At 73.5% G+C, this 25503-nt stretch carries 20 protein-coding genes; 7 read left to right on the top strand and 13 right to left on the bottom strand.

All coding sequences use genetic code 11. The features are described from left to right. Positions 1 to 97: 97 nt before the first annotated feature. A complete protein-coding gene (locus tag ACFU5G_RS09810; RefSeq protein WP_377243132.1) occupies positions 98 to 997 on the top strand; it encodes a helix-turn-helix transcriptional regulator in 900 nt (299 codons plus the stop codon). Between the two features lie 33 nt (positions 998 to 1030). On the opposite strand, the gene hisC is transcribed toward ACFU5G_RS09810, so the two are convergent. Further along, complete coding sequence (gene hisC / locus ACFU5G_RS09805; RefSeq protein ID WP_377243130.1) at positions 1031 to 2119, bottom strand: histidinol-phosphate transaminase; 1089 nt, start codon at positions 2117 to 2119, stop codon at positions 1031 to 1033. Between the two features lie 14 nt (positions 2120 to 2133). Between hisC and ACFU5G_RS09800 the strand changes: the two genes are divergently transcribed. After that, the gene (locus tag ACFU5G_RS09800) at positions 2134 to 2541 is read left to right on the top strand and encodes a phage holin family protein (RefSeq protein WP_036969726.1); all 408 of its coding nucleotides are present in this window, start codon (positions 2134 to 2136) and stop codon (positions 2539 to 2541) included. An 11-nt stretch (positions 2542 to 2552) separates the two neighbouring features. Here ACFU5G_RS09800 and ACFU5G_RS09795 read toward each other — a convergent pair whose 3' ends face one another. From ACFU5G_RS09795 to ACFU5G_RS09765, 7 genes are all read right to left on the bottom strand, one after another. After that, on the bottom strand, positions 2553 to 4061 hold the full coding sequence (locus ACFU5G_RS09795; protein WP_377243128.1) for a hypothetical protein: 1509 nt from the start codon (positions 4059 to 4061) through the stop codon (positions 2553 to 2555). Beyond that, a complete protein-coding gene (locus ACFU5G_RS09790; protein ID WP_377243126.1) occupies positions 4058 to 4312 on the bottom strand; it encodes a hypothetical protein in 255 nt (84 codons plus the stop codon). Before ACFU5G_RS09790 ends, ACFU5G_RS09795 begins: the two co-directional genes overlap by 4 nt. Before the next feature lie 226 nt (positions 4313 to 4538). Then, a complete protein-coding gene (locus tag ACFU5G_RS09785; protein ID WP_377243124.1) occupies positions 4539 to 5342 on the bottom strand; it encodes an ABC transporter ATP-binding protein in 804 nt (267 codons plus the stop codon). Positions 5343 to 5403: 61 nt separating this feature from the next. Beyond that, entirely contained in the window at positions 5404 to 6231 is an 828-nt protein-coding gene (locus tag ACFU5G_RS09780) for an ABC transporter permease (RefSeq protein ID WP_377243122.1), read from the bottom strand. Beyond that, a complete protein-coding gene (locus ACFU5G_RS09775; RefSeq protein WP_377243120.1) occupies positions 6228 to 7199 on the bottom strand; it encodes an ABC transporter substrate-binding protein in 972 nt (323 codons plus the stop codon). Before ACFU5G_RS09775 ends, ACFU5G_RS09780 begins: the two co-directional genes overlap by 4 nt. Positions 7200 to 7231: 32 nt before the next feature. Further along, positions 7232 to 8983 carry an allophanate hydrolase gene (gene atzF, locus ACFU5G_RS09770; RefSeq protein WP_377243118.1) on the bottom strand — a complete coding sequence of 584 codons (1752 nt, stop codon included), beginning with the start codon at positions 8981 to 8983 and terminating at the stop codon, positions 7232 to 7234. Positions 8984 to 9041: 58 nt separating this feature from the next. Further along, positions 9042 to 9764: a GntR family transcriptional regulator gene (locus ACFU5G_RS09765; RefSeq protein WP_377243116.1), complete on the bottom strand. Its 723-nt coding sequence runs from the start codon at positions 9762 to 9764 to the stop codon at positions 9042 to 9044. A 150-nt stretch (positions 9765 to 9914) separates the two neighbouring features. Between ACFU5G_RS09765 and purB the strand changes: the two genes are divergently transcribed. Beyond that, the gene (gene purB / locus ACFU5G_RS09760) at positions 9915 to 11396 is read left to right on the top strand and encodes an adenylosuccinate lyase (RefSeq protein ID WP_377243114.1); all 1482 of its coding nucleotides are present in this window, start codon (positions 9915 to 9917) and stop codon (positions 11394 to 11396) included. Here purB and ACFU5G_RS09755 read toward each other — a convergent pair whose 3' ends face one another. Continuing rightward, the gene (locus tag ACFU5G_RS09755) at positions 11397 to 12971 is read right to left on the bottom strand and encodes an AbgT family transporter (protein WP_377243112.1); all 1575 of its coding nucleotides are present in this window, start codon (positions 12969 to 12971) and stop codon (positions 11397 to 11399) included. It abuts the gene before it with no gap. A gap of 88 nt (positions 12972 to 13059) precedes the next feature. Here ACFU5G_RS09755 and ACFU5G_RS09750 point away from each other — a divergent pair, with 88 nt between their 5' ends. The 3 genes from ACFU5G_RS09750 to ACFU5G_RS09740 all read left to right on the top strand — a co-directional run bounded on the left by ACFU5G_RS09750 (position 13060) and on the right by ACFU5G_RS09740 (position 16489). After that, positions 13060 to 14415, top strand: coding sequence for a M20 family metallopeptidase (locus tag ACFU5G_RS09750; RefSeq protein WP_377243110.1), 1356 nt, complete (start codon positions 13060 to 13062; stop codon positions 14413 to 14415). A gap of 251 nt (positions 14416 to 14666) precedes the next feature. Next, the gene (locus ACFU5G_RS09745) at positions 14667 to 16043 is read left to right on the top strand and encodes an acetamidase/formamidase family protein (RefSeq protein ID WP_377243108.1); all 1377 of its coding nucleotides are present in this window, start codon (positions 14667 to 14669) and stop codon (positions 16041 to 16043) included. A gap of 71 nt (positions 16044 to 16114) precedes the next feature. Further along, positions 16115 to 16489 carry a hypothetical protein gene (locus ACFU5G_RS09740; RefSeq protein ID WP_377243106.1) on the top strand — a complete coding sequence of 125 codons (375 nt, stop codon included), beginning with the start codon at positions 16115 to 16117 and terminating at the stop codon, positions 16487 to 16489. 80 nt (positions 16490 to 16569) lie between these two features. On the opposite strand, the gene ACFU5G_RS09735 is transcribed toward ACFU5G_RS09740, so the two are convergent. Both ACFU5G_RS09735 and ACFU5G_RS09730 read right to left on the bottom strand, forming a co-directional pair. After that, complete coding sequence (locus ACFU5G_RS09735; protein ID WP_377243104.1) at positions 16570 to 18894, bottom strand: YhgE/Pip family protein; 2325 nt, start codon at positions 18892 to 18894, stop codon at positions 16570 to 16572. Beyond that, the gene (locus ACFU5G_RS09730) at positions 18891 to 21719 is read right to left on the bottom strand and encodes an MMPL family transporter (protein ID WP_377243102.1); all 2829 of its coding nucleotides are present in this window, start codon (positions 21717 to 21719) and stop codon (positions 18891 to 18893) included. The genes ACFU5G_RS09735 and ACFU5G_RS09730 overlap by 4 nt, the downstream gene beginning before the upstream one ends. A 125-nt stretch (positions 21720 to 21844) precedes the next feature. Here ACFU5G_RS09730 and ACFU5G_RS09725 point away from each other — a divergent pair, with 125 nt between their 5' ends. Continuing rightward, positions 21845 to 22540: a TetR/AcrR family transcriptional regulator gene (locus tag ACFU5G_RS09725; RefSeq protein ID WP_377243100.1), complete on the top strand. Its 696-nt coding sequence runs from the start codon at positions 21845 to 21847 to the stop codon at positions 22538 to 22540. Between the two features lie 9 nt (positions 22541 to 22549). Here ACFU5G_RS09725 and ACFU5G_RS09720 read toward each other — a convergent pair whose 3' ends face one another. Next, complete coding sequence (locus tag ACFU5G_RS09720; RefSeq protein WP_377243098.1) at positions 22550 to 23560, bottom strand: glycoside hydrolase family 6 protein; 1011 nt, start codon at positions 23558 to 23560, stop codon at positions 22550 to 22552. Between the two features lie 170 nt (positions 23561 to 23730). After that, positions 23731 to 25416, bottom strand: a complete 1686-nt coding sequence (pgm, locus tag ACFU5G_RS09715; protein WP_377243096.1) for a phosphoglucomutase (alpha-D-glucose-1,6-bisphosphate-dependent) — start codon at positions 25414 to 25416, stop codon at positions 23731 to 23733. Positions 25417 to 25503 lie beyond the last annotated feature (87 nt).

The raw sequence follows: 25503 nt of genomic DNA, 5'->3' as shown, positions 1-25503 counted from the left end.
CGACCGTGCGCCGTTCGACATCCTGGTACCAGGAGCCTGTTCATACGGGTACTGACACCACCTGGTTGCCCGCGGCCCGCGGGGTGACACTGGTTCGGTGACGAGTACCGCACCGGACCACAAGGCGCTCGGGGCCTTCCTGCGGGAGCGCCGCGGCCGCGTGACCCCGGCCGACGTCGGGCTGCCGCAGGCCGGCCGGCGCCGGACCCCTGGGCTGCGCCGCGAGGAGGTGGCGCAGCTCGCCGGGGTGGGCGTCACCTGGTACACGTGGCTCGAGCAGGGGCGGGCGCCCAACCCGTCGGACCAGGTGCTCGACGCCGTCGCGCGGACGCTCCGCCTGCGTCCCGAGGAGCGGCGACACCTCATGATCCTGGCCGGCCGGGCGGCAGACACCGGGGCCGACGCGCCGAACCCGCTCATGGAGGTACGCCCGGAGCACATCGCGCTGCTGGAGCGGCTGCTGCCCTTTCCCGCCGCCATCCAGACCGCGACGTACGACCTCGTCGCGGCCAACCGCACCTACCGGTTCCTGTTCGGCGACCTCGACTCGGTCGATCCCGCCGACCGGAACTGCGCCTGGCTCCTGTTCATGAACGACGAGTGGCGCGACAGCCTGGTGGAACCCGAGGTGGTGCTCCGCGATCTCGCCGGACGGCTGCGCGCCCGGGAGGCCGAGTTCCGGCAGCACCCGAGGTGGAGCGGGCTGCTGGGCGGCCTGCGCGAGCACTCGCCCGAGTTTGTGCGGTACTGGGACGAGCACGAGGTGCGGGGCGACCGGGCCGGACAGCTGCGCCGCTACCTGTCCTCCCGGGTGGGCAGGGTCGACACGGTCTTCCAGAGCCTGTGGCTGGACCGCGACCGGGGCGAGCGCATCGTCGCGCTCACCCCGGCCGACGCCGACTCGGCCCGCCGGCTGGAGCGGCTCGACTCCCTGGTGGGCGCCGCGCCCGCCTGGACCGCCCGGGACCGCGTGCTGGCGGACGCGCTGATCGGCTGAGCCGGGTCAGCGCCGTCCGTCAGGGTCCGTCCGTCAGCGCCAGGTCGCCGCGATCCGGAGGAACGCGTCGTTCGCCTCGGTCTCGCCGATGCTCACGCGGAGCCCGTCGCCCGCGAAGGGCCGCACCAGGACGCCGGCGGCGCTCGCCTCGGCGGCCCGCTGCGCCGTCGGCTCGCCCAGCCCGAACCAGACGAAGTTCGCCTGCGTGTCCGGGAGGTCCCAGCCCTGCTCCCGCAGGGACCCGGTGACGCGCGTGCGCTCGGTGACCAGCGCGTCGACGCGCTCCAGCAGCTCGCTCTGCGCGGCGGGCGCGAGCGAGGCCAGCGCGGCGACCTGCGCCAGGTGCGAGACGCCGAACGGCGTGGAGACCGCGCGGATGCCCGCGGCGAGCCGGGGCTCGGCGACGGCGTAGCCCACCCGGAGGCCCGCCAGCCCGTAGGCCTTGGACAGGGTGCGCAGCAGCACCACGTTCGGGTGCCGGCGCAGCAGGTCGACGCCGTCGGGCACCTCGGGGTCGCGCACGAACTCCAGGTAGGCCTCGTCCACGACGACCAGCACGTCCCGGGGCACGGCCGCGAGGAACGTCTCCAGCTCGGCGGCGTGCACCGCGGGGCCGGTCGGGTTGTTCGGCGTGCAGACCAGCACCACGCGGGTCGCGGGCGTGACGGCCGCCGCCATCGCGGGCAGGTCGAGCCGGCCCGTGCCCTCCGCGACCGGGACCATGACGGCCTTGCCGCCCGCGACCGCCACGGCGATCGGGTACGCCTCGAAGGAGCGCCACGGGAACACGACCTCGTCCCCGTGCTCCACGACGGCCTGCAGCACGTGCGCGAGCACGGCGACCGAGCCGTTGCCGACCACGACGTTCTCCGGGGCCACTCCGGTGTGGGCCGCGAGCGCCTCGACGAGCTCGCCGGCGTACATGTCGGGGTAGCGGTTCACCTCGGTCGCGCCGCGCGCGATCGCGTCCAGCACGGACGGCAGCGGCGGATACGGGTTCTCGTTGGACGAGAGCTTCCAGGCCCGGGCACCGGCGGCGACGCGGGCGCCGGGAACGTAGGCGGGGAGGGCCGACACGGCCGCGCGGAGCGGTACGAATGCTTCTTCCACGAGGGTCAGCATGCCACGATGACCGGATGAAGCTCGTGGCCAGCATCCTCATCACCGCACTCGCGATCGGGCTGTCGGCCCTGATCCTCGGCTCCCACATGGACGTCGTGAGCGACGGCACCACGCTCGGCACGATTCTCGCCGTGATCGTGGTCGCCGTCGTCTACGGCCTGGTCCACATGATCGTGAAGCCGATCGTCCAGCTCATCTCGCTCCCGCTCTACATCCTGACCCTCGGCCTGGTGTCGGTGCTGATCAACGCGCTGATGCTGTGGATCACCACGCTCATCACGAACCAGTCGTGGTTCTCGGACACCCCCAACTGGGGCCTGGAGGTGAACGGCGGCTTCTGGTGGTACGTGCTGGCGGCGATCGTGATCTCCGTGGTGCAGACCATCCTGCTGGCGCTGCTGCCCAAGCGGATCTCGGACTGATCCGTCCCGGGTCACGACCCGGTCCGTTCCGCGCGGTAGAACACGGTGCTCGCGGCCGGCCCGTCCAGACGTGCGCCGATCCGGTCGGCCGTGCCGGTCACCCGTGGGTCGCCGGACGCGACGGCGAGGTCCAGGGTCCGGACATGCGTTGAGACAGCGTGCGCCTGCGGCAGGCTGCCCGACGCCGCCCGGTCGACCGCGGCTGCCGAGTCCCGCAGCGACCGCACGACCGTGACGCGGTCCCGTGTGCGGGGGTTCTCCGCGGCGGTCCGGCCGTCGGTCTGCGAGACCAGCTCCTCCGGGGTCTCCAGGTGCAGCACCGGGACGCCGGGCGGGGTGGTCAGCAGCCCGGTCGGCGCACCGGCGGTGACCAGCCCGCCCACCCGGTAGCGCTCGGCGAAGGCCGCCCGCGACACCAGTGCGGTGGCCGCGATGCCGCCGAGGCTGTGGCCCACGAGGGTGACGGGCTCGTCGGGCCCGACGCCGGAGTCGGCGAGCGCCCGCTCGATCGCCACGGTGGCGCCGTCGGCCTCGCCCGCCATCAGCTCGAGGTCGGTGCGCCCGTCCCAGGGGTGGTCGGCGGGCAGGGCCGACTGCGTGCCGGGGACCAGCACCGTCCAGGACACCGCGCCGTCCGGCCCCGTCACCCGCTGGACCGCGATCGTGGCCTCGGGGGCTCCGCCGGCGCCCGGGTAGAGGTCGTCGATCCGTGCCAGCGCCTCCTGCACCGACGCCGCCCCGCGGCCGGACCACGCCGGCAGCGCGCCAGCCGCGAAGTCCTCGGGACCGAGCCGCGTGAGCCGGATCCCGGCGTCAGCGTTGCCGAGCGCGGGGACCTCGCGGGCCACGTGCGCGAGCGCACCGGCCCCGCCGGCCACGCCCTGGCGGCCCTGGACCAGCCCGGGTCGGGTCAGCGCGACGCCGCCGCCCAGTCCGGCGAACACCTCGTCCGAGTACGGCGCCAGGCCGCGCGTCGCCTCGGCCCCGGCCCACCGGGCCACGGGTGCGGGAAGGCCACCGGCGAACGCTCCCCCGGCCAGCCGGCCCGCGACCTCCCCGCCACCGACGAGACCGAGGCCCGCGAGGCCCGCCCAGCCCAGGACACCGGCCGCCGCCCCGATGCCGAACGTCCCCGCCGTGACCAGCCCGCCGAGCAGGCGTCGTGCGGTGGACTCCGCCTCCTCGTAGAGGCCGGCCGCGCGCAGCAGCCGCCAGCCGAGCAGGTCGCACAGGTCGGCCCGCTCGCCGAGGCCGCGCGCCGCGGCTCGCGCCGCCTCGTCCAGCGCGAGCGCCGCGGGAGCGAGCGTCCCGGAGGTAGGTCCCGCCACCCAGCTCCCGGCCGGCACGCCCACGAGGTCCCGGTTCGCTCCCAGGCAGTGCAGAGCCGCCGCCCGCAGGTCGTCCGCGGCGCGGGCCAGCACCGTGGCAACCCGCCGCACGGAGTCCGACTCGACCGCAGAGGTGCCGCGCCCGCCGAACACCGTGACGGTGTCCAGGGGCCACCGCATCTCCCCGGTCATCGCGGCCATCCGCCGCGGGCCAGCAGCAGGGCCTCGTCGAGCAGGGCCCGGTCGTGCGCCAGGGCGCGCCCCACGTCGTCGAGCGCCATCCGGTACAGCTCTGCCGCTCGCGCGGACCACTCGACCTCGGCGGCGGCCCGCACCCCGGCGGACGCGCGGTCCACCAGGTCCGCGGCCCGGGCGAGCCCTGGCAGCGCGCTCTCCAGGGCCGGCCCGCCGCCCGGCGCGCACGACGGATCCCTGCCGCTCACGGCCGAACCCCGCTCAGACGTGCCCCGTTCAGACGCTCTCTCTCCATCGGCGCTCGCACTCCCTCGGCCTCCCGGTCATGTCCTCCGGAGACGTTAGGCCGGGCAGCCGGTCCGGCGTCGGGCAACCAGACCCGCCTGTGCACGAACACCCGAAACGGCCTCGTGTGGTCGCGCTCGCGCCCCCGGGACGCCGTCGGGAGGGTCGGTCCACCCGCCGGGCGAGCCCTTACGAACGCACGGCGTGTCCCGCGTGGACCAGCCCGTCCACGTGCCGCTCGATCGCGTTGAACTCGGGCGACGAGGCGTCCCGGTCCGGCGGCAGGTCGACGTCCACGATCTCGCGCACGTGGCCCGGCATGCCGTGCGCCGTCCCGCCCGCCATGACCATCACGCGGTCGCCCAGGTAGACGGCCTCCTCGATGCTGTGCGTCACGAACAGCACCGTGATGCCGGCCGCCCGCTGGATGCGCTGCAGCTCGTGCTGCATCTCCACGCGGGTGAGCGCGTCGAGGGCGCCGAACGGCTCGTCCATCAGCAGCACCGAGGGCTTGTTCGCGAGCACCCGGGCGATCGCCACGCGCTGCTGCATGCCGCCGGAGAGCTGGTGCGGGAAGGAGCCCGACACCCTCGTGAGGCCCACGGCCTCCAGCGCCTGTTCGGTGCGCTCCGCGACGACCGGGCGCTGCAGCCGGGCCTGGCGGGGGCCGTAGGCGATGTTCTCGGCGACCGTGAGCCAGGGGAACAGGCCGTAGTCCTGGAACACGACGCCGCGGTCGGGACCTGGGCCGGAGACCGGCTCCGTCGCGACCGACAGCGTGCCGGAGGTGACCTCCTCGAATCCCGCCACCATGCGCAGGACGGTCGACTTGCCGCAGCCCGACGCGCCCACGATGCACAGCACCTCCCCCGCGGCGACCGTGACGTCCACCCCCTCCACGGCGGCGGTGGCGGTGCCCGGGTACTGCTTGCCGAGGCCCTTCATGACGATGTCCGCCGGGAGGTTCTCCCGGATGCGGCCGATCTTCACCATGCTCGTCCCTCCGTCGGTCCGGTCGTCAGTTCAGTGGTTGCGCGAGCCATGGTCCGGACCGTCATCTCAGGATCGGACGGCGGCCGAAGAGCACGCGGAAGAGCAGCCCGAGCAGGCGGTCCGCGGCGAAGCCGGCCAGGCCGATCACGATCATCCCGACGATGATCAGGTCGGTGCGCGACTGCTCCCGGGCCTGCGTGATCATGGCGCCGAGGCCGGTGTCGATGCCCACGGTCTCGCCGACGACGAGGATCACCCAGGCCAGGCCCATGGCGATCCGCATGCCCCCGACGATGCTCGGCGTCGCCGCGGGGATGACCACCTTGTACAGCGCCTGCGCGGGCGGCGTGCCGAGCATCGAGGCCGCCTCCAGGAGCCGCCCCGAGACCTGCCGGACGCCGCTGATCGTGTTGAGCAGGATCGGGAACACCGCGGCCAGGAACACCAGGAAGACGGTCGAGCGGTCCCCGAACCCGATGATCAGCAGGGTGAGCGGCGCCCACGCCGTGACCGGGATCGGCCGCACGAGGTTGACCGTCGGGTCGAGCATCCGGAAGACCAGCCGGGACCGGCCCATCAGCACGCCCAGCGGCACCGCCACGACGACGGCCAGCAGGAATCCCTGCAGCACCCGCGCCGCCGACGCGCCCAGGTGCGTCCACAGCGTGCCGCTGAACGAGTCGTCGTAGACGCCGCCGACGGCGAGGTCCACGAGCCGCAGGCCGACGTCCGCCGGCTCGGGCAGGAACGTCATCTGGATGCCGAACGGCAGCACCCACGCCCCCTGGACGCCCGCGTGCCACAGCAGCAGGCCGAGCACGGGCACCGGCAGCGCGAGCAGCCAGGAGCCCCACGCGACGCGGACGCAGGGCCGCGCCGGGGCGCTCACGGCACGTCCACGGCGTCGACGAACGTGGTGTCGGTCAGCGCCCCGGCGTCCGCGGCGTCCGACACCTGGTCGAAGGCGACCATCTCGTCGTTCATGGCCTGCAGCGTCGCCTCGTAGTCGGCGTCGATCTCCCAGCGCGGCCAGGTGTTCTCGATCGCCGTCTCGACGACGGGGCGGTCGACGGCGAACTCCTCGACCATGCGGTCCGCCCACTCGTCGGTGTGCTCCGCCAGGTACTCCGTGGCCTGCGCGTGGGTGTCGACCACCTCCTGCACCAGGTCGGGGTCCTCCTCGGCCAGGGAGGCCTTGGTGGCCAGCACGATGTTGGTGCGTCCGATGCCGGTCTCGTAGGGCGAGGTCAGCTCGTGCGCGTCCTCCTGCATCGCGATCGAGGGCCCCACCTCGGCCGAGATGAACGCGTCGATCTGGCCCGACCCGTAGGCGCCCGCCATCTCGGCGAACGGGAGGTTGACCAGCTCGACGTCCTCCGCCGGGTCGATCCCCAGGGACTCCAGGGTCTCCTTGAGCAGGATCTCCTGGGTGGCGCCCATGGGGTACCCGACCTTGGCGCCCACCAGGTCGTCGGGGGTCTCGATCTCGGGCGAGGCGACGATCCGGGTGCCGCCGTCGGCGGACGACGCGACGATTGTCACGTCCTGCTGCTGGGAGACGCCGGTGATGACCGACGCGGCGCCGGTGACACCGAAGTCGACCGAGCCGGAGACGATCGCGTTCTTGATGTCCGACGAGGTGTCGAACAGGACGATCTCGAACTCGACGCCCTCGGGGGCGAAGTCCTCGTAGAAGTAGGGCGTGAACAGGTGCGGCTGCCCGCGCAGCGTCCCGATCGTCACCGTGCCGTCCGCCGCGCCGTCGGCGGCGGCCGTGGAGCAGGCGGTCAGGCCGAGGGCCAGGGCGGCGGCTCCGACGGCGGCGAGGACGGGCTTGGTCAGGGTCGTCAGGGTCATCAGGGTCTCCTCGTGGGGTTGGTCGCGTGGGGTCAGGCAGGGGTGACGGCGCGGGTCCGGTAGGCGCGCCACCCGCCCAGGTGGGTGATGTCGGGTTCGGTGCCGCCCGGCGCCCCGGTGAAGCCGACGACGGTCGAGCCGTCGGACAGTTCGACCGGGCCGAGGGCCAGCGGTGCGGCGATCGAGGTCAGCAGCCGCGAGAGGGCGGCCGGCGAGAGCCGCCACAGCTCGCCCGGGACAGCGGCGCCCGGCTCACCGCGGACGACGGCGGGGCGGTCGACGGCGCCCTCGACCAGCAGCATGCGGAAGTCCGGGGCCGTGGCGACGTCCCGCAGGTACCGGGCGCCGAGCGCGTCGAGCTGCGCGTTCAGCGGCTCCCCGCGCAGGTGCGCGCCGAACACCGCGACGTCGACCCCCGGGGCGCCCAGCAGCGGCGCCGCCTCGCCCTCGCCCACGAAGCGCGCGGCGAGGTCGGCGGCCACCTGGTCGTGGAAGGCCGGCACCACGAACGAGACGCCGAACAGCCCCTCGCCCTCGACCCGGCCCGCGGGGACGGCAACGGCGGCCAGGTCCATGAGGTTCACGAAGTTGGTGAAGGTGCCGACCGTCGAGTTCACGCCGATCGGGTCGGCGGCGACCTCGACGAAGGTCGGGTGGATCGGGGCCGTCGGGACGAGGAGGGCGTCGGTGCCGCGCAGGAGCCGGCGGCCCTCGCGGGTGAGCCCGGCGAGCCGCTGCTGGTCGGCGACCACCCGCGTGCCGGCGACGTCGAGCGCCGCGGCGGCGATGGCCGCGACCGACGGGTCGGCGCTGTCCGGGTGGGCGGCGAGGAACTCCCCGTAGGACCAGGCGCGCTCCGCGACCAGTCCGCCGTCGTAGAGCAGGCGGCCCGCGGCCAGGAACGGGGTGAGGTCGACGCGCCGCACCGTGGCGCCGTCGCGCTCCACCCGCTCGACGGCGGCATCGAAGGCGGCCCTCACGGCCGGCGAGAGCGTGGTCAGGTCCTCGTCGCGCGGGACCGCCACGACCGGGTGCGCCGGTGCGCCCTGCGGCGCGTCGGCGGGCCAGGGGCGCGCGTCCGGGGTGTCAGACGCACAGATCCCTCCGGTGACCTGTGCGTCTGACACGTGATCGGTGGGTGGGGTGGCGCAGACGGCGAGGACGCGGGCCGCGAGGGCGACGTCGGCGGCGAAGACGGACACGGTGTCGTAGGACGGGCACGCCGGGACCACGCCGTCGGAGGGCAGGAGCCCGACCGTGGGCTTCAGCCCGACGACGCCGTTGAACGCCGCCGGGACGCGCCCCGACCCCGCCGTGTCGGTGCCGAGCGCGAAGTCGACCAGGCCGAGGCCGACCGCGGCGCCCGAACCGGAGCTCGACCCGCCCGCGACGCGGTCCGGCTCGACGGCGCTCGCGACCGGCCCGTAGGGGCTGCGCGTGCCGACCAGGCCGGTGGCGAACTGGTCCAGGTTGGTCTTGCCGACCACCACCGCACCCGCGGCCCGCAGGCGCTCGACCACCGGAGCACTCGCCGCCGGTACGAACGCGAACTCCGGGTGCGCCGCCGTGGTCGGCAGGCCCGCCACGTCGATGTTGTCCTTCACCGCGAACACGAGACCCGCGAGCGGGAGGTCCGCGCCGGCCGCCGTGCGGGCGGCGACGTCGCCGGCGTCGGCCAGGGCGTCGTCCTCGGCACGCAGGTGGATCCAGACGTGGCCGGGCTCGGCGGACCGGATCCGGGCGTAGGCGGCCTGGACCGCGTCCAGCGGGCTCGTTCGGGGCATGCGGGGTCTCCTCCGGGTCGGGAGCGGGATGGGGGTGCGGCGGGGTGACGGGACGACGTCAGGGGGCGAGCTGCATGAGGTGCATGGCCCGGGCCGCCCGCGCGCGGACGATCGACTGGGACTGCCCCACGTGCGTGCGCAGCGCGTCGCGGGCCTGCCGCAGGCTGCCGGACAGGACCAGCTCGCCGATCGCGATGTGCTCGCTGATCGTGGCGTTGACCCGGTCCTGGGTGAGGTAGTCGTGCATGCGCACCGGCCGGATCCGGCGGTTGACCCGCTGCAGCGCCCCGACCAGCTCGGCGTTGCCCGCGGCGCCCAGCAGCACGGTGTGGAACTGCTCGTCGGCGGTGACGAACCCGGCGTCGGGCAGGATCCCGGCGTCGGACCGCTCCTGCCACACGACGAGCTCGGCCTCGATCGCGCCCGTGTCGTGGCGGATCGTCGGGTCGTCGATGGCCCGGTCCAGCCCGCACGTCTCCAGCAGCACGCGCAGCTCGTAGAGGTCGGTGAACTCGGTGACGGTGGGGGTGTAGCGGAAGAGCCCGCCGTCCCGCTTCACCAGGAGCCCGTCGGCCTCCAGCCGCGCCAGCGCGTCCCGCACCGGGGTGCGGGACACCCCGAACCGCTCGGCGACGTTCTCCTCGGTGTAGCGGGTGAACGGCGACACCGCCGTGGAGAGCAGCTCTCCACGCAGCGCCTCGTACACCCGAACGCGCGCCGTCAGGCGGCGACCGCCCTGCGTCCCGGGCTCCTGCAGCACCGGATCCTGCGTTGTATCCATGGTTGGACATCGTTCTGGATCCCCTGTGACAGCCGTGTTGCGTGGACGGCCTGGCTGTTTCCGGAGGATCACCCCCGGTGAAATGTGCGTGTCGTCCGCCTTTCAGGGCCTGTGGACAACCAACCCGGAGCGGGACGTGCCCGTGGGAGAATGGAGCACGTGCCTGAGACCACCACGCCCAGCCCAGCCGCCCGCGTCACGCTCGCGGAGGTGAGCCCCGCCATCGCGCTCGGCCCCCTGGACGGCCGGTACCGCAAGGCCGTCGCACCGCTCGTGGACCACCTGAGCGAGGCCGCGCTGAACCGCGAGCGCATCCACGTCGAGGTGGAGTGGCTGATCACGCTGTGCAACGGCGCGGAGGGCGTCGCCGCGCCCGTCGTCCCCGGTGCGCCCACCCTGACGCAGGGCGAGATCGAGTACCTGCGCGCGATCCCCGCGACGTTCGGCGCGGTCGAGATCGCCGAGCTGGCCGAGATCGAGCGCGAGACCGTGCACGACGTGAAGGCGGTCGAGTACTTCATCAAGCGCCGCATCGCGGCCGCCCCGGAGGCGCTCGGCGAGACCAGCCTCCCCGCCGCGAGCGAGCTGGTGCACTTCGCCTGCACCAGCGAGGACATCAACAACCTGTCGTACGCCCTGATGGTGCGGGGCGCGGTGCGTGAGGTCTGGCTGCCGGCCGCGACCGCCGTCGTCGACCAGCTCGCGGACATGGCGCGCGAGCACGCCGCGGCGCCGCTGCTGTCGCGGACGCACGGCCAGCCCGCGACGCCGTCCACGCTGGGCAAGGAGCTCGCCGTGCTGGCGCACCGCCTGCGCCGTCAGCTCCGCCGCGTCGACGGCGCCGAGTTCCTGGGCAAGCTGAACGGCGCCACAGGCACCTACGGCGCGCACACGGTCGCCGTCCCGTCGGCCGACTGGCCCGCCGTCTCGAAGGCGTTCGTCGAGGGTCTCGGGCTGGACTGGAACCCGCTGACCACGCAGATCGAGTCGCACGACTGGCAGGCCGAGGTCTACGCCGACGTCGCCCGGTTCAACCGGATCCTGCACAACCTCGCGACGGACGTGTGGACGTACATCTCGCTCGGGTTCTTCACGCAGATCCCGGTTGAGGGTGCCACGGGCTCGTCCACGATGCCGCACAAGGTGAACCCGATCCGGTTCGAGAACGCCGAGGCCAATCTCGAGATCTCCTGCTCGCTGCTGGACACGCTCTCGGCCACGCTCGTGACGAGCCGCCTGCAGCGCGACCTCACCGACTCCACGACGCAGCGCAACATCGGCCCGGCGTTCGGGCACAGCCTGCTCGCGATCGACAACGTGGCGCGCGGCCTGGACCGCCTGGCCGTGAACGAGACCCTCCTGCGCGAGGACCTCGACGCCAACTGGGAGGTGCTGGGCGAGCCCGTCCAGTCCGCCATGCGCGCGGCCTCGGTCGCGGGCGTGCCCGGCATGGAGAACCCGTACGAGCGCCTCAAGGACCTCACGCGTGGCCAGCGGGTCGACGGCGCGCGCATGCGCGAGTTCGTGGCGGGCCTGGGCCTGCCCGACGATGTCGCCGCACGCCTCGCCGCCCTGACCCCCGCGACGTACACGGGCCTGGCGGAGCAGCTGGTGAAGGACTACCTGGACTAGTCAGTCCAGGAAGATCCCGTTGCCCGGCCCGATCGGCAGGTCGAGGAAGAAGAACACGGACAGGATCGCCGCCCACACCAGCCAGAAGGCCACGGTGAACGGCAGCAGCCGCGCGATCACGGTGCCCAGGCCGGCCTTCGGCTCCCAGCGCCGCAGGAACGTGAGCAGCACGATCATGTACGGGTTCAGGGGCGTGATGATCTGCGTCGCGGAGTCGCCCACCCGGAACGCGGCCTGCACGAAACCGGGCTCGTAGCCGATGAGCGCGAACATCGGCACGAACACGGCCGCCATGATGGTCCAGAGCGACGAGCCCGAGATGATGAACAGGTTCAGCACGGAGGCGAGCGCCAGGAAGCCGATGATCGCGCCGTAGCCGGTCAGGCCGCTCGACTCCAGGCCCTCGGCGCCCGCCACGGCGATCCACTGGCCCACGCCGGACCAGTTGAACAGCGCGATGAACTGGCCCAGCACGAACGCGAGGACCAGGAATCCTGCCATGTCCTTGACGGACTGCTCCAGCAGCCGCGGCACGTCCTTCATCGAGGTCACCGACCGGGTCACGACGCCGTAGACCACGCCGGGCACCATGAACAGCACGAAGATGACGAAGGTGATCGAGCCGAGCAGCGGTGACTCGGGCAGGAACCCGCCGTCCTCGTTGCGCCAGGGGGAACCGGGCAGCACGAACGCGGCGGTGAGCACCGCGGCGACCAGCAGCAGGGAGCCGGTCGCGAACGCCAGACCACGCCGCTCGGTCGCCGTCAGGTCGGCGGTGACGGCCGGTTCGTCGTCGGGCACCACCGTGCCGGCGAGGCCCGCCTCCTCGACGGGGACGCCCTGGCGGACCAGGCGCGGCTCGAGGACCCGGTCGATGAGGAACCCGGCGAGCACGGAGAGCACGACCGCCGCGACCACGTTGAAGTACCAGTTGGACAGCGGGTTCACGGGGTCGCCGGGGTTCGGCAGGATCTCGGTGACCGCCGTGGTGATGCCGGCGAACAGCGCGTCCAGGCTGGTCACGGCGATGTTCGTGGAGTAGCCGGCGCCGGCCGCCGCGAACCCGCCGAGCAGACCCGCCACGGGATGGCGGCCCGCCGCCCGGAACACGAGAGCGGCGAGCGGCGGGATGACGATGAACGCGCTGTCGGACATGACGGAACCCATCACGCCCACGAACCCCACGGCGTACGGCAGCGCCCAGCGGGGCGCCGAGCCGAAGACGGCGCGGACGCCCGCGGCGAGCAGGCCCGTCTTCTCCGCCACGCCGACGGCGAGCCAGATGGTCAGCACCGTGAGCAGGGGCGGGAAGCCGATGTAGTTGGCGCCGATGTTCTGGGTGAACCACGTCATGCCCTCGGGCGTGAACAGGCCCTGGATCTCCGTGACCTCCTCGGCGCCCGGTACCTGCACGGTCACGCCGGCGAGCGCCATGAACGTGGAGACGAGCGCGATCACCAGGAACAGGATCAGGAAGAGCGTGAACGGTTCGGGCAGCCGGTTGCCGAGCCGTTCGACGGCACCCAGGAACCTGTCCGTGCGGGACGGTCGGACGGGCGAAGCAGCGTTGCTCACAGCGGTCTCCCTCGGGTCTGCGGTGGTCAGGCAGCCTAGGGCCGTAATGTAAAGGGTGATTTTTCGGTCGTGTAACGCTTTCCATACGATGGACCGCATGAGCCGCCCCACCCCGCCCAGCACCGCCTATCTGGACCACCTGGTCGCCGAGACCGCGGGACGGCGGGCCGCCCTGGCGGGTGCCGCACCCGCCAGGCCGGAGGCCGACCGCGGTGCGCCCGCCGAGCTGGCCGCTGTCGTCGAACGGGTGGCGGAAGAGCTCGAGCCGGACCTCGCGGAGATCGTCCGGCGGCTGCACGAGCACCCCGAGCCGGCGTTCGAGGAGCACCGCAGCGCCGCGACCCTGGTGGAGGTGCTGGCGCGGCACGGCGTCGAGGCGGAGCTGGGCGCGCACGGGGTGCCGACGGCGTTCCGGGCCGAGGTCGGCGACGCCGGCGGCCCCACGATCGCGATCTGCGCGGAGTACGACGCGCTGCCCGGCATCGGCCACGCCTGCGGCCACAACGTCATCGCGGCGTCCGGCGTCGGCGCGTTTCTCGCGCTGCACCACGTGCTGACCTCGGGCGATGCCGCCGTCCCGGCCGGGCGCGTCGTGCTGCTCGGCACGCCCGCCGAGGAGGGGCACTCCGGCAAGGAGGTGCTGGCGCGCAACGGCGCGCTGGAGGGGATCGACGCCGCGATCATGGTGCACCCGTACGGGCTCGACGTCGCCGACCAGGTCTGGCTCGGCCGGCGCCTGCTGACCTGGACGTTCACGGGGCGCCCCGCGCACGCCTCGGCCCAGCCGTACATGGGCCGGAACGCGCTCGACGCCGCCACGCTCGCATACCAGGGCATCGGCCTGCTGCGGCAGCAGATGCCGCCGGTGGACCGGGTGCACGCGACGATCGCCGAGGGTGGCACCCGGCCGAGCATCATCACCGAGCGGGCGGTGGTGCACCTGTACGCGCGGTCCAAGTACCCGGACACCCTGCGCGACCTCTCGCGCCGCCTCGACGACATCGCCCGCGGCGCGGCCCTGATGACCGGCACCGAGGTCGAGATCACCTGGGACGACGGCGCCCACCCGAGCCTCCCGGTGCGCACGAACGAGGCGCTGACCGGCCGCTGGGTCGCGGCCCAGCGGCGCCGCGGACGCGACCCGCTGCCGGCAGGCGTGCTCTCGGAGACGCTCGCGGCGTCCACCGACTTCGGCAACGTCTCGTTCCGCATCCCCGGCATCCACCCGCTCGTACAGGTCTCCGCGCCCGACGTCGCGCTGCATACTGCCGAGTTCGCGGCCGCCGCGGCGACGCCCGCGGCGGTCTCGGCCGCCGTGGACAGCGCCGCCGGCCTCGCGGCGACGGCCCTGGACTACCTGTCCGACGCCGGGCTGCGCGCCGCCGTGCACGAGGAGTTCGCCGCGCAGGGCGGCCCGGTCGACGTGGTGCGCTACTTCGACTGACGCTCGGTCTCCGGCGCGCGGCCGGGGTGCTCTGTCGCGGCCGGGTCCAGCCTGGCCGCGCCGGCCACCGATCTGCCGACCATGCAGTTGCTGCCAGTCTCGGACTCTCGCTGGCAGCAGCTGCATGGTCGATCGCCGGGCGCAGCGCGTAGCGCCTCGTAACGACCGGCACATCCGGGCGAAATCTCCGCTTCCTACCGTCGGGACCGCGCGGTGCCCGACCGCGCCCCAGACCGAAGGAGCGTGGACCCGTGACACTTCGCGGACACCGAGACGGACGAACCGCAGCCGAGACCCTGGTCGCGGCGCTGGGCCGACGGCGGTTCCTGCAGGCAGCGCTGGGCGTGGGGGCGGGTTCGGCGCTGGCCGCCGGATCGGCGGTGCCGGCCGCAGGCGCGACGCTGTCGACGGGCCGGGGCGCGGGCGCCGGTCAGGGCTCGGGGCGGTACTCCGGGGTCCTGCAGCCCGGCCGGGGCCGCATCCGCGGCGACGTCTACCTGGGCTCGGACGTCGACGACGTCCTGTGGGGCTACGTCCCGTCGGTGCACGCCGACGCCGTGACCCGGATGCGCTCCGGGCAGACCGTCACCATCGACGCCGTGTCCCACGAGGGCATCCTCGAGGACCAGGGTCGCGACCCGGTCGCGTACTTCGCCGAGCACGGCGTCCACCGCCGCGAGGTGCTGGAGGACGCCGCCGCGATCGCCGCCGGGTACTCCCGGGCGCCGCGCAACTTCGACGTCGACGGGCCGCACATCGTGACCGGACCGGTCTTCGTCGAGGGGGCCGAGCCGGGCGACGTGCTGAAGATCGAGACGCTGGAGGCGACGCCGCGCGTGCCGTACGGCGTGGTCTCGTCGCGGCACGGCAAGGGGGCGCTCGCCCGGACGGCCGCGGGTGCCCCGGCGGGGATCACGCTCGACGAGGTGATGCCGCCCGTAGCGACCGACGGCCGCGGCTCCGGCATCCCGACCGAGTACGGGAACGTGTCCGTGTTCGCCCAGGTGCGCGGCGACCAGGCCACCATGGGTTCGGGCCGCGGACGGGTGCGGTTCCCGCTCAAGACCTTCTTCGGGATGATGGGCGTCGCCTACGCCGAGACGACGGGACTGACCGCGCCCGAGGCCAACTCGATCCCCCCGACGCTCGGCGGCGGCAACATCGACATCAGCCACCTGGGTGCCGGCTCCACGTTCTACCTGCCGGTCAGCGCGGAGGGCGCGCTCTTCTACGTCGGCGACCCGCACATGGCGATGGGCGACGGCGAGGTGGCACTCACCGCGATGGAGGGCTCACTGCGCGGCACGTTCCGGCTCACCGTCTGCAAGTCGGGCTCCGGCGACGCGCCCTCGGTCGCGTACTCCTACCCGTTCGCCGAGACGCGGGACGCGTGGATCCCGATCGGGCTGTCCGACCCGGACGGCGCGGTTGACGGCCAGCTCAGCGACCTCGACGTCGCGATGCGCCGGGCCGTCGTGAACGCGCTCGACTTCCTGGAGCACGACCACGGCCTGGACCGGGCGGTCGCCTACGCCTACCTCTCGGCGGCGGCCGACTTCGCGGTCTCGCAGGTCGTCGACCGGACGGTCGGCGTGCACGGGCTGATCCGGAAGTCCGACCTGGGCTGAGGTCGCCGCCGCGGCCGCCGGGCCAGGAAAACAGCGGGCGCCGGCTCGGCGCCCGACCCTAGGGTCGGGCCATGACGATGCCGGAGACAGCCCCCGTCGACACCTGGCTCGCGGTCACGCGGGAGGACGGCGAGACCGTCGGTTACCTCGAGCCGGTGACCGACGACTACGCCGAGGTGATCCCGCGCAACCGCCTCGGCCACGCCGTCGGGGACGCGCAGGACTACCACTCGGCCGAGGAGCTGGTGCTCGATCGGGGCCTGCGCGAGCTCGCGGAGCACTGGCTGCTCGACGGCGCGGAGGTCGAGCTGGCGATCAGCGAGCTCTCGCCCGCCGGCATCGTGCTGCGCGACGCGTTCCTGGCCAAGGCCCTGGTCCCGCTGGAGCCGACGCACGTGCCCTGGCCGGACACGGCCGGCCGGCTGCGCAGGGTCGAGAACGACTGAGTGCGGGACGTGCGCCCTTCCAGATGGCTGGAAGGGCGCACATCCCGCACTCGGCGGAGGGGTCAGGCGCGGCGGAGGCGTCAGGCGGTGCGGAGGAGGTCCGCCGCCCGGACGGTGCGCTCGCGCGCCACCATCAGCGCCGTGATCGTGATCCCGGCGACGGCCCACAGGACCACCGCGGCGGTCGCCATCGCGACACCGCCCGTGCCGGGCTCGACGAGCCGCACGAGGCCGGCCAGGCTCGGGCCGACCGGCAGGAACCCAGCCAGGCCCTCCAGCACGCTCGGCGCAGTGGACACCACGCCCGTGGCGATGACGAGCACCGCGACCAGCAGGCTGATGCCCCGCCCGACGTGCCCGAGCGCCGCCGCGAGCGCCTGGTTGACCGCGACGAACGCGACCGAGACGAGCGCGCCGAAGCCCATGGTGGCGAGCCACCCGCCGACGTCCAGGCCCTCGATGCCGGCCAGGATCGCGCCGGTCGCGAGGCCCGTGCCCAGGCCGATCGCGGCCGGGACCGCGAACGTACCGAGCGTGAGGCGCAGCGCGCCGCGGGTCGAGCCGCGGGCGCGCAGCGGCACCGGCGGGAACACGATCATCAGCGCGAGCGCGCCGAGCCAGAGCGCCAGCACGGCGAACATCGGGCCGGTGGCGCCGGTGTTGAGGTCGGTGACCTCACCGTCGGTCGCGACCGGGTCGGCCACGACGGAGGCCAGGGACTTGCGCTCCTGCTCCGTGTACGAGGGGATCTCCTCGGTCGCCTGGCCCAGTCCGTCGGACAGGTCCTGCGCACCGCCGGCCAGCTCGCCGACGCCGTCGGCCAGGCCGCCCACGCCGGTCGCGAGCTGGCTCGTGCCCGAACCGAGCTCGGTGACGCCGCCGGCCAGGCCGTCCACGCCCGTGGCGAGCTGGCTGGAGCCCGCGGCGAGCTGGTTGGCACCGGTCGCGAGCTGGTTGGCGCCGGACGAGATGCCGCCGGCGCCGGTCGAGAGCTCACGCGCACCGGCGGACAGCTGGCTCACGCCACCGGCCGCCTGGTCGGCGCCGGTCGAGAGCTCGTCCAGGCCACCGGCGAGCTGGTGCGTGCCGTCGGCCAGGGCCGAGGCTCCGCCCGAGAGCTGCCCGGCGCCGGACGCGAGCTCCGCGCCGCCGTCGGCCAGGCCGGAGATACCCGCGGACAGCTCGTAGAGGCCGGTCGGCTTCTGGCTCTTGCTACCGGGAGTACCGGCGAGGCCTGCCATGCCGGCGGCGAGCTGGTCGAGGCTCTCCTGGTCCGCGCAGATCGCGAGGAACCCGGGGTTGACAGTGCCCAGCTCGCACGACTGCTTGATGCCGTCGACCAGCTGCTGCACGCCACCGGAGAGCTCGGTCGCGCCCACCGGGAGCGACTCCGTCTTCTGGGCCGTCTCCGCGAGGCCGCCCGCGAGGCCCTCTGCCCCGGTGGCGACACCCTTTGCACCGGTCGCGAGGTCGTCCGCGCCCGACGCCAGATCGGACGCGCCGGCCGCCGACTGGCCGGCACCGGCCGCGAGCTGGTTCACACCCGCCGCGGCCTGGTCCGCACCGGCCGCCCACTGGTCCGCACCCGAGGCCCACTGACCGGCACCGCCGGCCAGGCTGGACACCCCGGCGCCGACCCCGGACACACCGTCCGACGTCTGGTGGGCGCCCTCGGCGAGCTGCTGCGCGCCCTTGCCCGCCTCGGTCGCGCCGTCGGCCAGCTCACCGGCACCGTCGGCCAGCTGCTCCGCGCCCTTGCCGGCCTCGGTCGCACCGTCGGCGAGCTGAGAGGCGCCGTCAGCGGCCTTGCCCAGCTCCTCCGAGAGGGTGGAGAAGCCCACGAGCACGTTGTCCACGTAGGTCTCGGTCAGGGTGCTGCCGAGCACGCCGGTGGCGGTCTGCGCCACCACCTGCGCGAGGGCGTCGTCCAGCACGCGGCCGTCGGGGGCGGTGGCGACGTCGATGGTCGCCTGCTCCGCCTTGTCCGGGTCGTCGCCGCTGAACGAGGTCGCGGCCGCCGAGAAGTCCTCGGGGATGGTGATGACCGCGGCGTAGGTGCCGTCGGCCAGGCCGGCGGCTGCGGTCTCCTCGTCGGAGATCTCCCAGTCGTAGCTCGCGTCGGAGGCCGGGATCGCCGCCGCCTCACCGGCCGCGGCGTCGGCGGTCTCGCCACCGCTCACGAGGCCGGCGGCGAGCTGGCGGCCGAGCGGCACGGTCTGGCCCTGGACCTCGACCGGTTCGTCGAGGTTCACGATCGCGGCCTTGACCGTGTCGAGCCGGTCCTGCGGGTTCCACAGGGCCGAGATGAGCAGGCCCAGGATCATCAGGGGAAGGAGCGCCACGGCCACGGCACGCCACGGGTTCCGGAAGGGCTCGGGCCGGAGCCACCTCGTCGCGGTCGTCATGCCCGCACCTCCTGCTCGGTCACGTCTGTGTTCTGGTCAAGGTGGGCACCGGCCGGAGCCCTGTCGCCGGGGCTCACGTCGAGCTCCGGCGTGCCCGCCTGGGCGAGGTCGGTCGCGGCGAAGCCGGTCGAGCCGAGCAGCACGGCGACCCCCGCGGCCTGGGCGTGGGCGACGGCCTGTGCCAGCTCCGCACGCGCGGCCAGGTCGCCGACGGTCTCCGTGGCGTCCACGACGAGCACCTTCGGCTTGTCACCCAGCGCCCGGCGGACCGCCGCGGCGGGGTGCCCGCCCTCGGCCGCCGAGTCGACCACGGCGACCCGGTGCCGCACGGACGAGGCCCGCTCGGGCAGCACGAGGCCGGCGGTCTTGGCCACGCCGCCGGTCACCTTGATCCGGCCGGCGACGGCCAGGAGGAAGGCGCTGACCGGAGCGGTCGCGTCGCCGCGGACGAGCAGCGTGCCACCGGCAGGCACCCGGACGTTCACCGGGCCGACGATCGTGCCGGCCGGGCCGTGCACCTCCATGTCCCCGGCCGCGACCGCGTCCGTGGCGCCCGGCTCGGGCCAGTCGGCCAGCGACAGCTCGCGGGTCAGGCCCTCGCCCTCGACGTCGAACGAGGGCAGCACCTTGTCGAGCCACTTGGGCATGTACCAGGCCTTCTCGCCCAGCAGCGCGAGCACCGCCGGGACGAAGACCATGCGCACCACGAACGCGTCCACCGCCACGCCCACGGCGAGGCCGAGCGCGATGGGCTTGAGGTTCATGTCGCCGTGCGGCACGAACGCCACGAAGACCGCGATCATGATGATCGCCGCGGCCGTGACGACCTTGGCCGAGCCCTGGAACCCCGTGGTGATCGCGTGCTTGGCGCTGCCGCCGTGCACGTAGTCCTCGCGCATGCGGGACACGAGGAACACCTCGTAGTCCATCGCGAGGCCGAACAGGATGCCCATGAGCACGATCGGCATGAAGCTGATCACCGGCCCGGTCCGCGTCACGTTCAGCGCCTCGGCGAGGACGCCGTGCTCGAACACGAGCGAGACCACACCGAATGCCGCGCCGACCGAGAAGAGGTAGCCGATCGTCGCCTTGATCGGCACCGCGATGGAGCGGAACACCATCGTGAGCAGGATCAGGGAGAGCCCCACGACCACGAGGGCGAACGGCAGCAGCGCGTTGCCGAGCTTGTCCGACACGTCGATGCCGACGGCGGTGAAGCCGGTGACGGACAGGTCCACGCCGTACTCGTCGAGGAAGTGGCCGTGCAGCGAGCGGATCTCGCGCACCAGGGCCTCGGTCTCGGCCGAGGTCGGGCCGCCCTCGGGTACCACCTGGATGATGCCGGTGTCCGCGGTCTCGTTCGGCGTCGCGAGCGGCACGTCGGCGACGCCCGGCAGGTCGGCGATCTCGTCGCCGATCTGGTCCATGAGCGCCACGGGGTCGGTGCTGGTCACGATCGAGCCGGTGACGATGAGCGGGCCGTTGAAGCCGTCGCCGAAGTTCTCGGAGACCAGGTCGTACGTGACGCGCGCCGGATCCTCCTTGGCCATCACGCCGGCGTCCGGCAGGGCGAGGCGGAGGTCCAGGGCGGGGTAGCTCAGCGCCGCCATCGCGGCGATGACGAGCACGACGGTCAGCGCCGGGATCTTGGTGACCGCGCGCACCCAGCCGGTGAAGAACCGGTTGGGCTTCTGCTCGGGGAGTGCCACGGCCGCGGCGCGCGGGCGGGTCGCCTCGGGGTCGCCGTCCGCCTCGGCCGCAGCCGCAGCGGCGGCCATGGCGCGCCGCTCCTTGCGCGACGGCTTGGGCCGCAGCCGCTCCCCCGCGAAGCCGAGCAGCGCGGGCAGCAGGGTGAGCGAGACCAGCACGGTGACGCCCACCGTGACCGCCGCCGCGACGCCCATGATCGTGAGGAACGGGATGCCCGCCACCCCGAGGCCGACCAGGGCGATCATCACGGTGAGGCCCGCGAACACGACGGCGGAGCCCGCAGTGGCGGTCGCCCGCGCGATCGACTCGTGCACGCCGAGGCCCTTGCCGAGCTGCTCGCGGTGCCGGGAGACGATGAACAGGGCGTAGTCGATGCCGACCGCCAGGCCCAGCATCACCGCCAGCATGGGCGTGGTCGAGTTGATCGGGCCGAGCACGGTGGCGGCGAACAGCAGCCCCATCGAGGCGCCGACACCGAGCAGCGCGTTCAGCAGCGGGAGCCCCGCGGCCACGAGGGAGCCGAGGGTCAGGACGAGCACCACGAGCGCGACCAGCAGGCCGATGCCCTCGGTCAGCGTCATCTCGGGGAACTTGGAGGAGAAGAGCTGGCCGCCGAGGTGCGCCTCGGCGCCGGCCGGAAGGGCCTGCGCCAGCGCGTCCGTCTCGACGCCCAGCGCGTCCTTGGTCTCGTCGGTGATGGAACCCTGGTCGCCGTCGAGCTGGATCGTCAGGAGGGTGGCGCGCTCGTCGTCGGAGACCGAGGCGGGCATCAGGTCGTCGTAGGGCGAGGTGACGACCTCGACCTGCGAGACGTCCTCGAGGTCCGCGACGCCGTCCTCGATGGCCGTGCGCATCGCGTCGTCGTTGATGGTCCCGCCCTCGGGCGCGACCACGATCACCTGCGCCGAAGCGCCGCTGACCTGCGGGAATGTTGCTGCCAGGCGGTCAAGCGCCTCCTGGGACTCGGTGCCCGGGATGGACACCTGGTTGTCGAGACCTTGTTGCAGCAGGCCGGCCGCACCGCCCACGAGGACGAGTGCCACGACCCAGGCGGCTACGACGAGCCTGCGGGCGCGGACGGCCCAGCGGCCGAGCGAGTAGAGGACGGAGGACACGCACACTCCTGGACGAGGCGGGGACCGATGACGGGACGTTCGATGCACCACTGTATCCGATACACGAGTGCATCCGATACACCAATGTATTGATAGACTGGCCACCCGCCACCTGAGGAGTTGCTGTGAGTACCGAGCCCGCCAGTGACGTCGGCTCGGGGTCGTCCGTCGAGCGCGCGTTCGCCACGGCCCTGACCCCCCGACGTGAACGGACGCGCGAGCGTCTGCTCGACGCCGCCTTCACCGTCTTCGCGCAGCACGGCATCCACGGCGCGTCCATCGAGGCCGTGTGCGAGGCCGCCGGGTTCACCCGCGGCGCGTTCTACTCGAACTTCAGCAGCAAGGAGGAGCTGTTCCTCGCGCTCTCCGAGCGGGCGATGCGCCGCGAGCTCGTCGCGCTGGAGTCGGTCACCAAGAACATGGAGCCGGACGTCGTCCACTGCGGCGCCGTGAACCCCGACGCCATCGGCAGGATCCTCTCGGTGCTGGTCCCGGACGCCGGGGACGCCCGGCAGGGCACGCTGATGCGTGCCGAGCTGGAGCTGCTGGCCATGCGCGACCCCGCCGTCGGGCGGCCGTTCCTCGCGCAGGAAGAGACGCTGCGCACCGAGCTCGGTGCCGCGATCGCGCGGATCCTCGCGGACTTCGGCCTGCGGTTCACGGTGGACCAGCGCACCGCGGTCGACCTGCTGCTCAGCGCCTACGAGTCGTCGGCCCGCGCCGCCGCCGTGGCGAGCCACACGCAGCAGGACGACGACGCCGCGACCGGCGCCGCCGTCCTGAGCCAGCTCGTCAACCTCCTGGTCACGGCCGCCGACTGAGCCGCTGAGCTACCAGCTCGCGTTGGCCGCCAGCTCCAGCGCGATCTCCTGCCACCACGCGCCGGCTGCCGGGCCGCCGTTGCACGCACCGTCCGACTCGCCGGGGAGCTTGACCCACAGGAGCGCGTCGAGCGACGTCGCGTCGTCGACGAACCGGGGCTGCTCACCCAGCGCGCGGCCGCGCGGGTTGCACCACTCGCCGTTGGAACCGTTGCCGTTGCGCGACGTGTCGATCACGTAGGGGCGACCGCCCACCTGGGACGACACCTGCTCCGCATAGGCCTGGGTGGCCGCCGTGGTCTGGTAGTTCGACGTGTTGAGCGCGAACCCGACGGCGTCCGAGAAGCCGATCAGCTGCAGCCGCCGCGCGGCCTCCGCCGGGCTCAGCCAGCCCGAGTGGCCGGCGTCGACGTAGACCCGTGCGCCGGCGTCGGCCAGCGCCGCCGCCGCGTACCGCAGGTACCCGACCCGGTCACCCTGACCGTCGCAGTCGCCCAACTGGGCCAGGGCGTCCGGTTCGAGGACCACCACCGGGTTGCCCTCGATGCCGCTCGCCACCGTGCCCACCCACCGCGCGTACTCGCTCTCGGGCACCCCGCCGCCGGAGTGGTTGCCGCAGTCGCGGCCCGGGATGGCGTAGACGGTCAGGACCCCGGTCGATCCGGCAGCGGCGGCGCGGCCCGTGTAGTCCGCGACCTCGGCCCGGGAGTGGTCGGCGTCCGCCCAGTTGCCGACCCAGTAGGCCTGCGGCGTCAGGGCGATCTTCGCCAGCAGGTCCTTGTCGGTCCCGCTCGCGGCCTCCCAGGCGGCATACGCCTGCGTGGTCGGATCCACGTAGAGATCCTGCGCGGCCGGCGCCGCCTCCAGGCTCGTCACCCCCAGGCTCGTCACTCCCAAGCTGGTCACCCCCAGGCTGGTCACCCCGGCCGTGGCGCTCTGCGCCGCCAGTGTCCCGGTGGTCACGAGTGCGAGTGCTGCGGCCAGAGCCACCGTGCGGGTGCGGCGTCGTAGGCGAGACATGGCGCTCTCCGTTCGTCGGGTCCGCCCCGGCCGGACCGGCCGGGACGTGCCCGCGTGACGCTAGGAACACGCCGCCGGCCGGGGAACCACACGAATCGTTTAAGCCCCATCGGGGACCTGTCAGACGTACAGGTCACCGGGGCGACCTGTACGTCTGACACGTCAGGAGGTCAGGCCAGCGCCTCGCCGACCAGCGCCTTCGCGGCGTCCTGCACCTCGGTGAGGTGCTCCGCGGACACGAACGACTCCGCGTAGATCTTGTACACGTCCTCGGTGCCGCTGGGCCGCGCGGCGAACCACGCGTCCGCCGTCGTGACCTTGAGGCCGCCGACCTTCGCGCCGTTGCCGGGCGCCTCGGTGAGCTTGGCCGTGATGTCCTGCCCCGCGAGCGTGGTGGACGAGACGTCGGACGGCGACAGCGCGCCGAGCCGGGCCTTCTCCTCGCGCGACGCGGCGGCGTCGACGCGGGCGTACCAGCTCTGGCCGTAGCGCTCGACCAGGTCGGCGTGGTGCTCGGACGGCGACCGGCCCGTGGTCGCCAGGATCTCCGAGGCGAGCAGGGCGAGCAGCAGGCCGTCCTTGTCGGTGGACCAGACGCGCCCGTCCTTGCGCAGGAACGACGCGCCCGCCGACTCCTCGCCGCCGAAGCCGACCTCGCCGGAGAGCAGACCGGGGACGAACCACTTGAAGCCGACCGGCACCTCCACGAGGCGGCGGTTCAGGCCGCCCGCCACCCGGTCGATCAGCGCGGACGACACGAGCGTCTTGCCGATCGCGGCGTCGGCGGGCCAGCCCGGGCGCGCCCCGCCGTAGAGGTACTCGATCGCCACGGCGAGGAAGTGGTTGGGGTTCATGAGGCCGTCGGCCGTCACGATGCCGTGCCGGTCGGAGTCCGCGTCGTTGCCGGTCGCGACGTCGAAGGGCGCCGGGCCGTCGCCGCCGGTCATGCGCTGCACCAGGGACGCCATCGCGTACGGCGAGCTGCAGTCCATGCGGATCTTGCCGTCCCAGTCGAGCGTCATGAACGCCCAGCGGGGGTCGACCTGCGGGTTGACGACGGTGAGGTCGAGGTCGTACCGCTCGGCGATCGCGCCCCAGTACTCGACGGACGCGCCGCCCAGCGGGTCGGCCCCGATGCGCACCCCGGACGTGCGGATGGCCTCCAGGTCGAGCACGTTCGCGAGGTCGTCCACGTAGGTGGACAGGAAGTCGTGGCGGTGCGTGGTCTCGGCGGCGAGCGCCTGGTCGAGCTGCACCCGCTCCACCTGGCCGATGCCGGTGCGCAGGATCTCGTTGGCCCGGTCCGCGATCCAGCCGGTCGCGTCGGAGTCGGCAGGCCCGCCGTGCGGCGGGTTGTACTTGAAGCCGCCGTCGCGGGGCGGGTTGTGCGACGGCGTCACCACGATGCCGTCCGCGAGGCCGGAGCCGGGGGCGCCGACGCCGGGCGTGCCCGCGGCGAACCGCGTCTGGTTGTGCAGCAGGATCGACTGGCTGACGGCGGGCGTGGGCGTCCAGGAGTCGCGCGCGTCGACCATGACGTCGACGCCGGCGGCGGCGAGCACCTCGAGCGCCGTCTGCCAGGCCGGCTGGGACAGCGCGTGCGTGTCCCGGCCGATGAAGAGCGGGCCGTCGGTGCCCTGCCCGCGCCGGTACTCGACGATCGCGGCGGTGATCGCGACGATGTGCGCCTCGTTGAAGGCATGATCGAGGCTCGATCCCCGGTGGCCAGAAGTGCCGAAGACGACCTTCTGGCCAGGGTCTCCGGGGTCCGGGGTGAGGTCGTAGTAGGCCCCGACCACCCGGTCGACGTCGATCAGGTCGCTGGGCTGGGCGGGGGTTCCGGCACGCGCATCCATGCCTCCGATACTGCCAGGTAACGGGCGGGTCCGTCGCCGCCCGCGCCCGGGTCGGGCACCCGCGCGTCGCCGTCGTAGGCTGGCGGC

Origin of the sequence: Promicromonospora sp. NPDC057488 (genome assembly GCF_042802395.1) — a bacterium.
Taxonomy (GTDB): domain Bacteria; phylum Actinomycetota; class Actinomycetes; order Actinomycetales; family Cellulomonadaceae; genus Promicromonospora.
The sequence above is the reverse complement of the archived record's forward strand: the minus strand, read 5'-3'. Positions and strand labels throughout refer to the sequence as shown.

Bases quoted from the DNA above. Each gene is read 5' to 3' on its own strand.
- purB (WP_377243114.1), top strand. From the start codon at position 9,915: ATGGAGCACGTGCCTGAGACCACCACGCCCAGCCCAGCCGCCCGCGTC.
- ACFU5G_RS09765 (WP_377243116.1), bottom strand. From the start codon at position 9,764: ATGGATACAACGCAGGATCCGGTGCTGCAGGAGCCCGGGACGCAGGGC.
- ACFU5G_RS09800 (WP_036969726.1), top strand. From the start codon at position 2,134: ATGAAGCTCGTGGCCAGCATCCTCATCACCGCACTCGCGATCGGGCTG.
- ACFU5G_RS09750 (WP_377243110.1), top strand. From the start codon at position 13,060: ATGGACCGCATGAGCCGCCCCACCCCGCCCAGCACCGCCTATCTGGAC.
- pgm (WP_377243096.1), bottom strand. From the start codon at position 25,416: ATGGATGCGCGTGCCGGAACCCCCGCCCAGCCCAGCGACCTGATCGAC.
- ACFU5G_RS09720 (WP_377243098.1), bottom strand. From the start codon at position 23,560: ATGTCTCGCCTACGACGCCGCACCCGCACGGTGGCTCTGGCCGCAGCA.
- ACFU5G_RS09795 (WP_377243128.1), bottom strand. From the start codon at position 4,061: ATGACCGGGGAGATGCGGTGGCCCCTGGACACCGTCACGGTGTTCGGC.
- ACFU5G_RS09740 (WP_377243106.1), top strand. From the start codon at position 16,115: ATGACGATGCCGGAGACAGCCCCCGTCGACACCTGGCTCGCGGTCACG.
- ACFU5G_RS09785 (WP_377243124.1), bottom strand. From the start codon at position 5,342: ATGGTGAAGATCGGCCGCATCCGGGAGAACCTCCCGGCGGACATCGTC.
- atzF (WP_377243118.1), bottom strand. From the start codon at position 8,983: ATGCCCCGAACGAGCCCGCTGGACGCGGTCCAGGCCGCCTACGCCCGG.
- ACFU5G_RS09775 (WP_377243120.1), bottom strand. From the start codon at position 7,199: ATGACCCTGACGACCCTGACCAAGCCCGTCCTCGCCGCCGTCGGAGCC.
- hisC (WP_377243130.1), bottom strand. From the start codon at position 2,119: ATGCTGACCCTCGTGGAAGAAGCATTCGTACCGCTCCGCGCGGCCGTG.
- ACFU5G_RS09735 (WP_377243104.1), bottom strand. From the start codon at position 18,894: ATGACGACCGCGACGAGGTGGCTCCGGCCCGAGCCCTTCCGGAACCCG.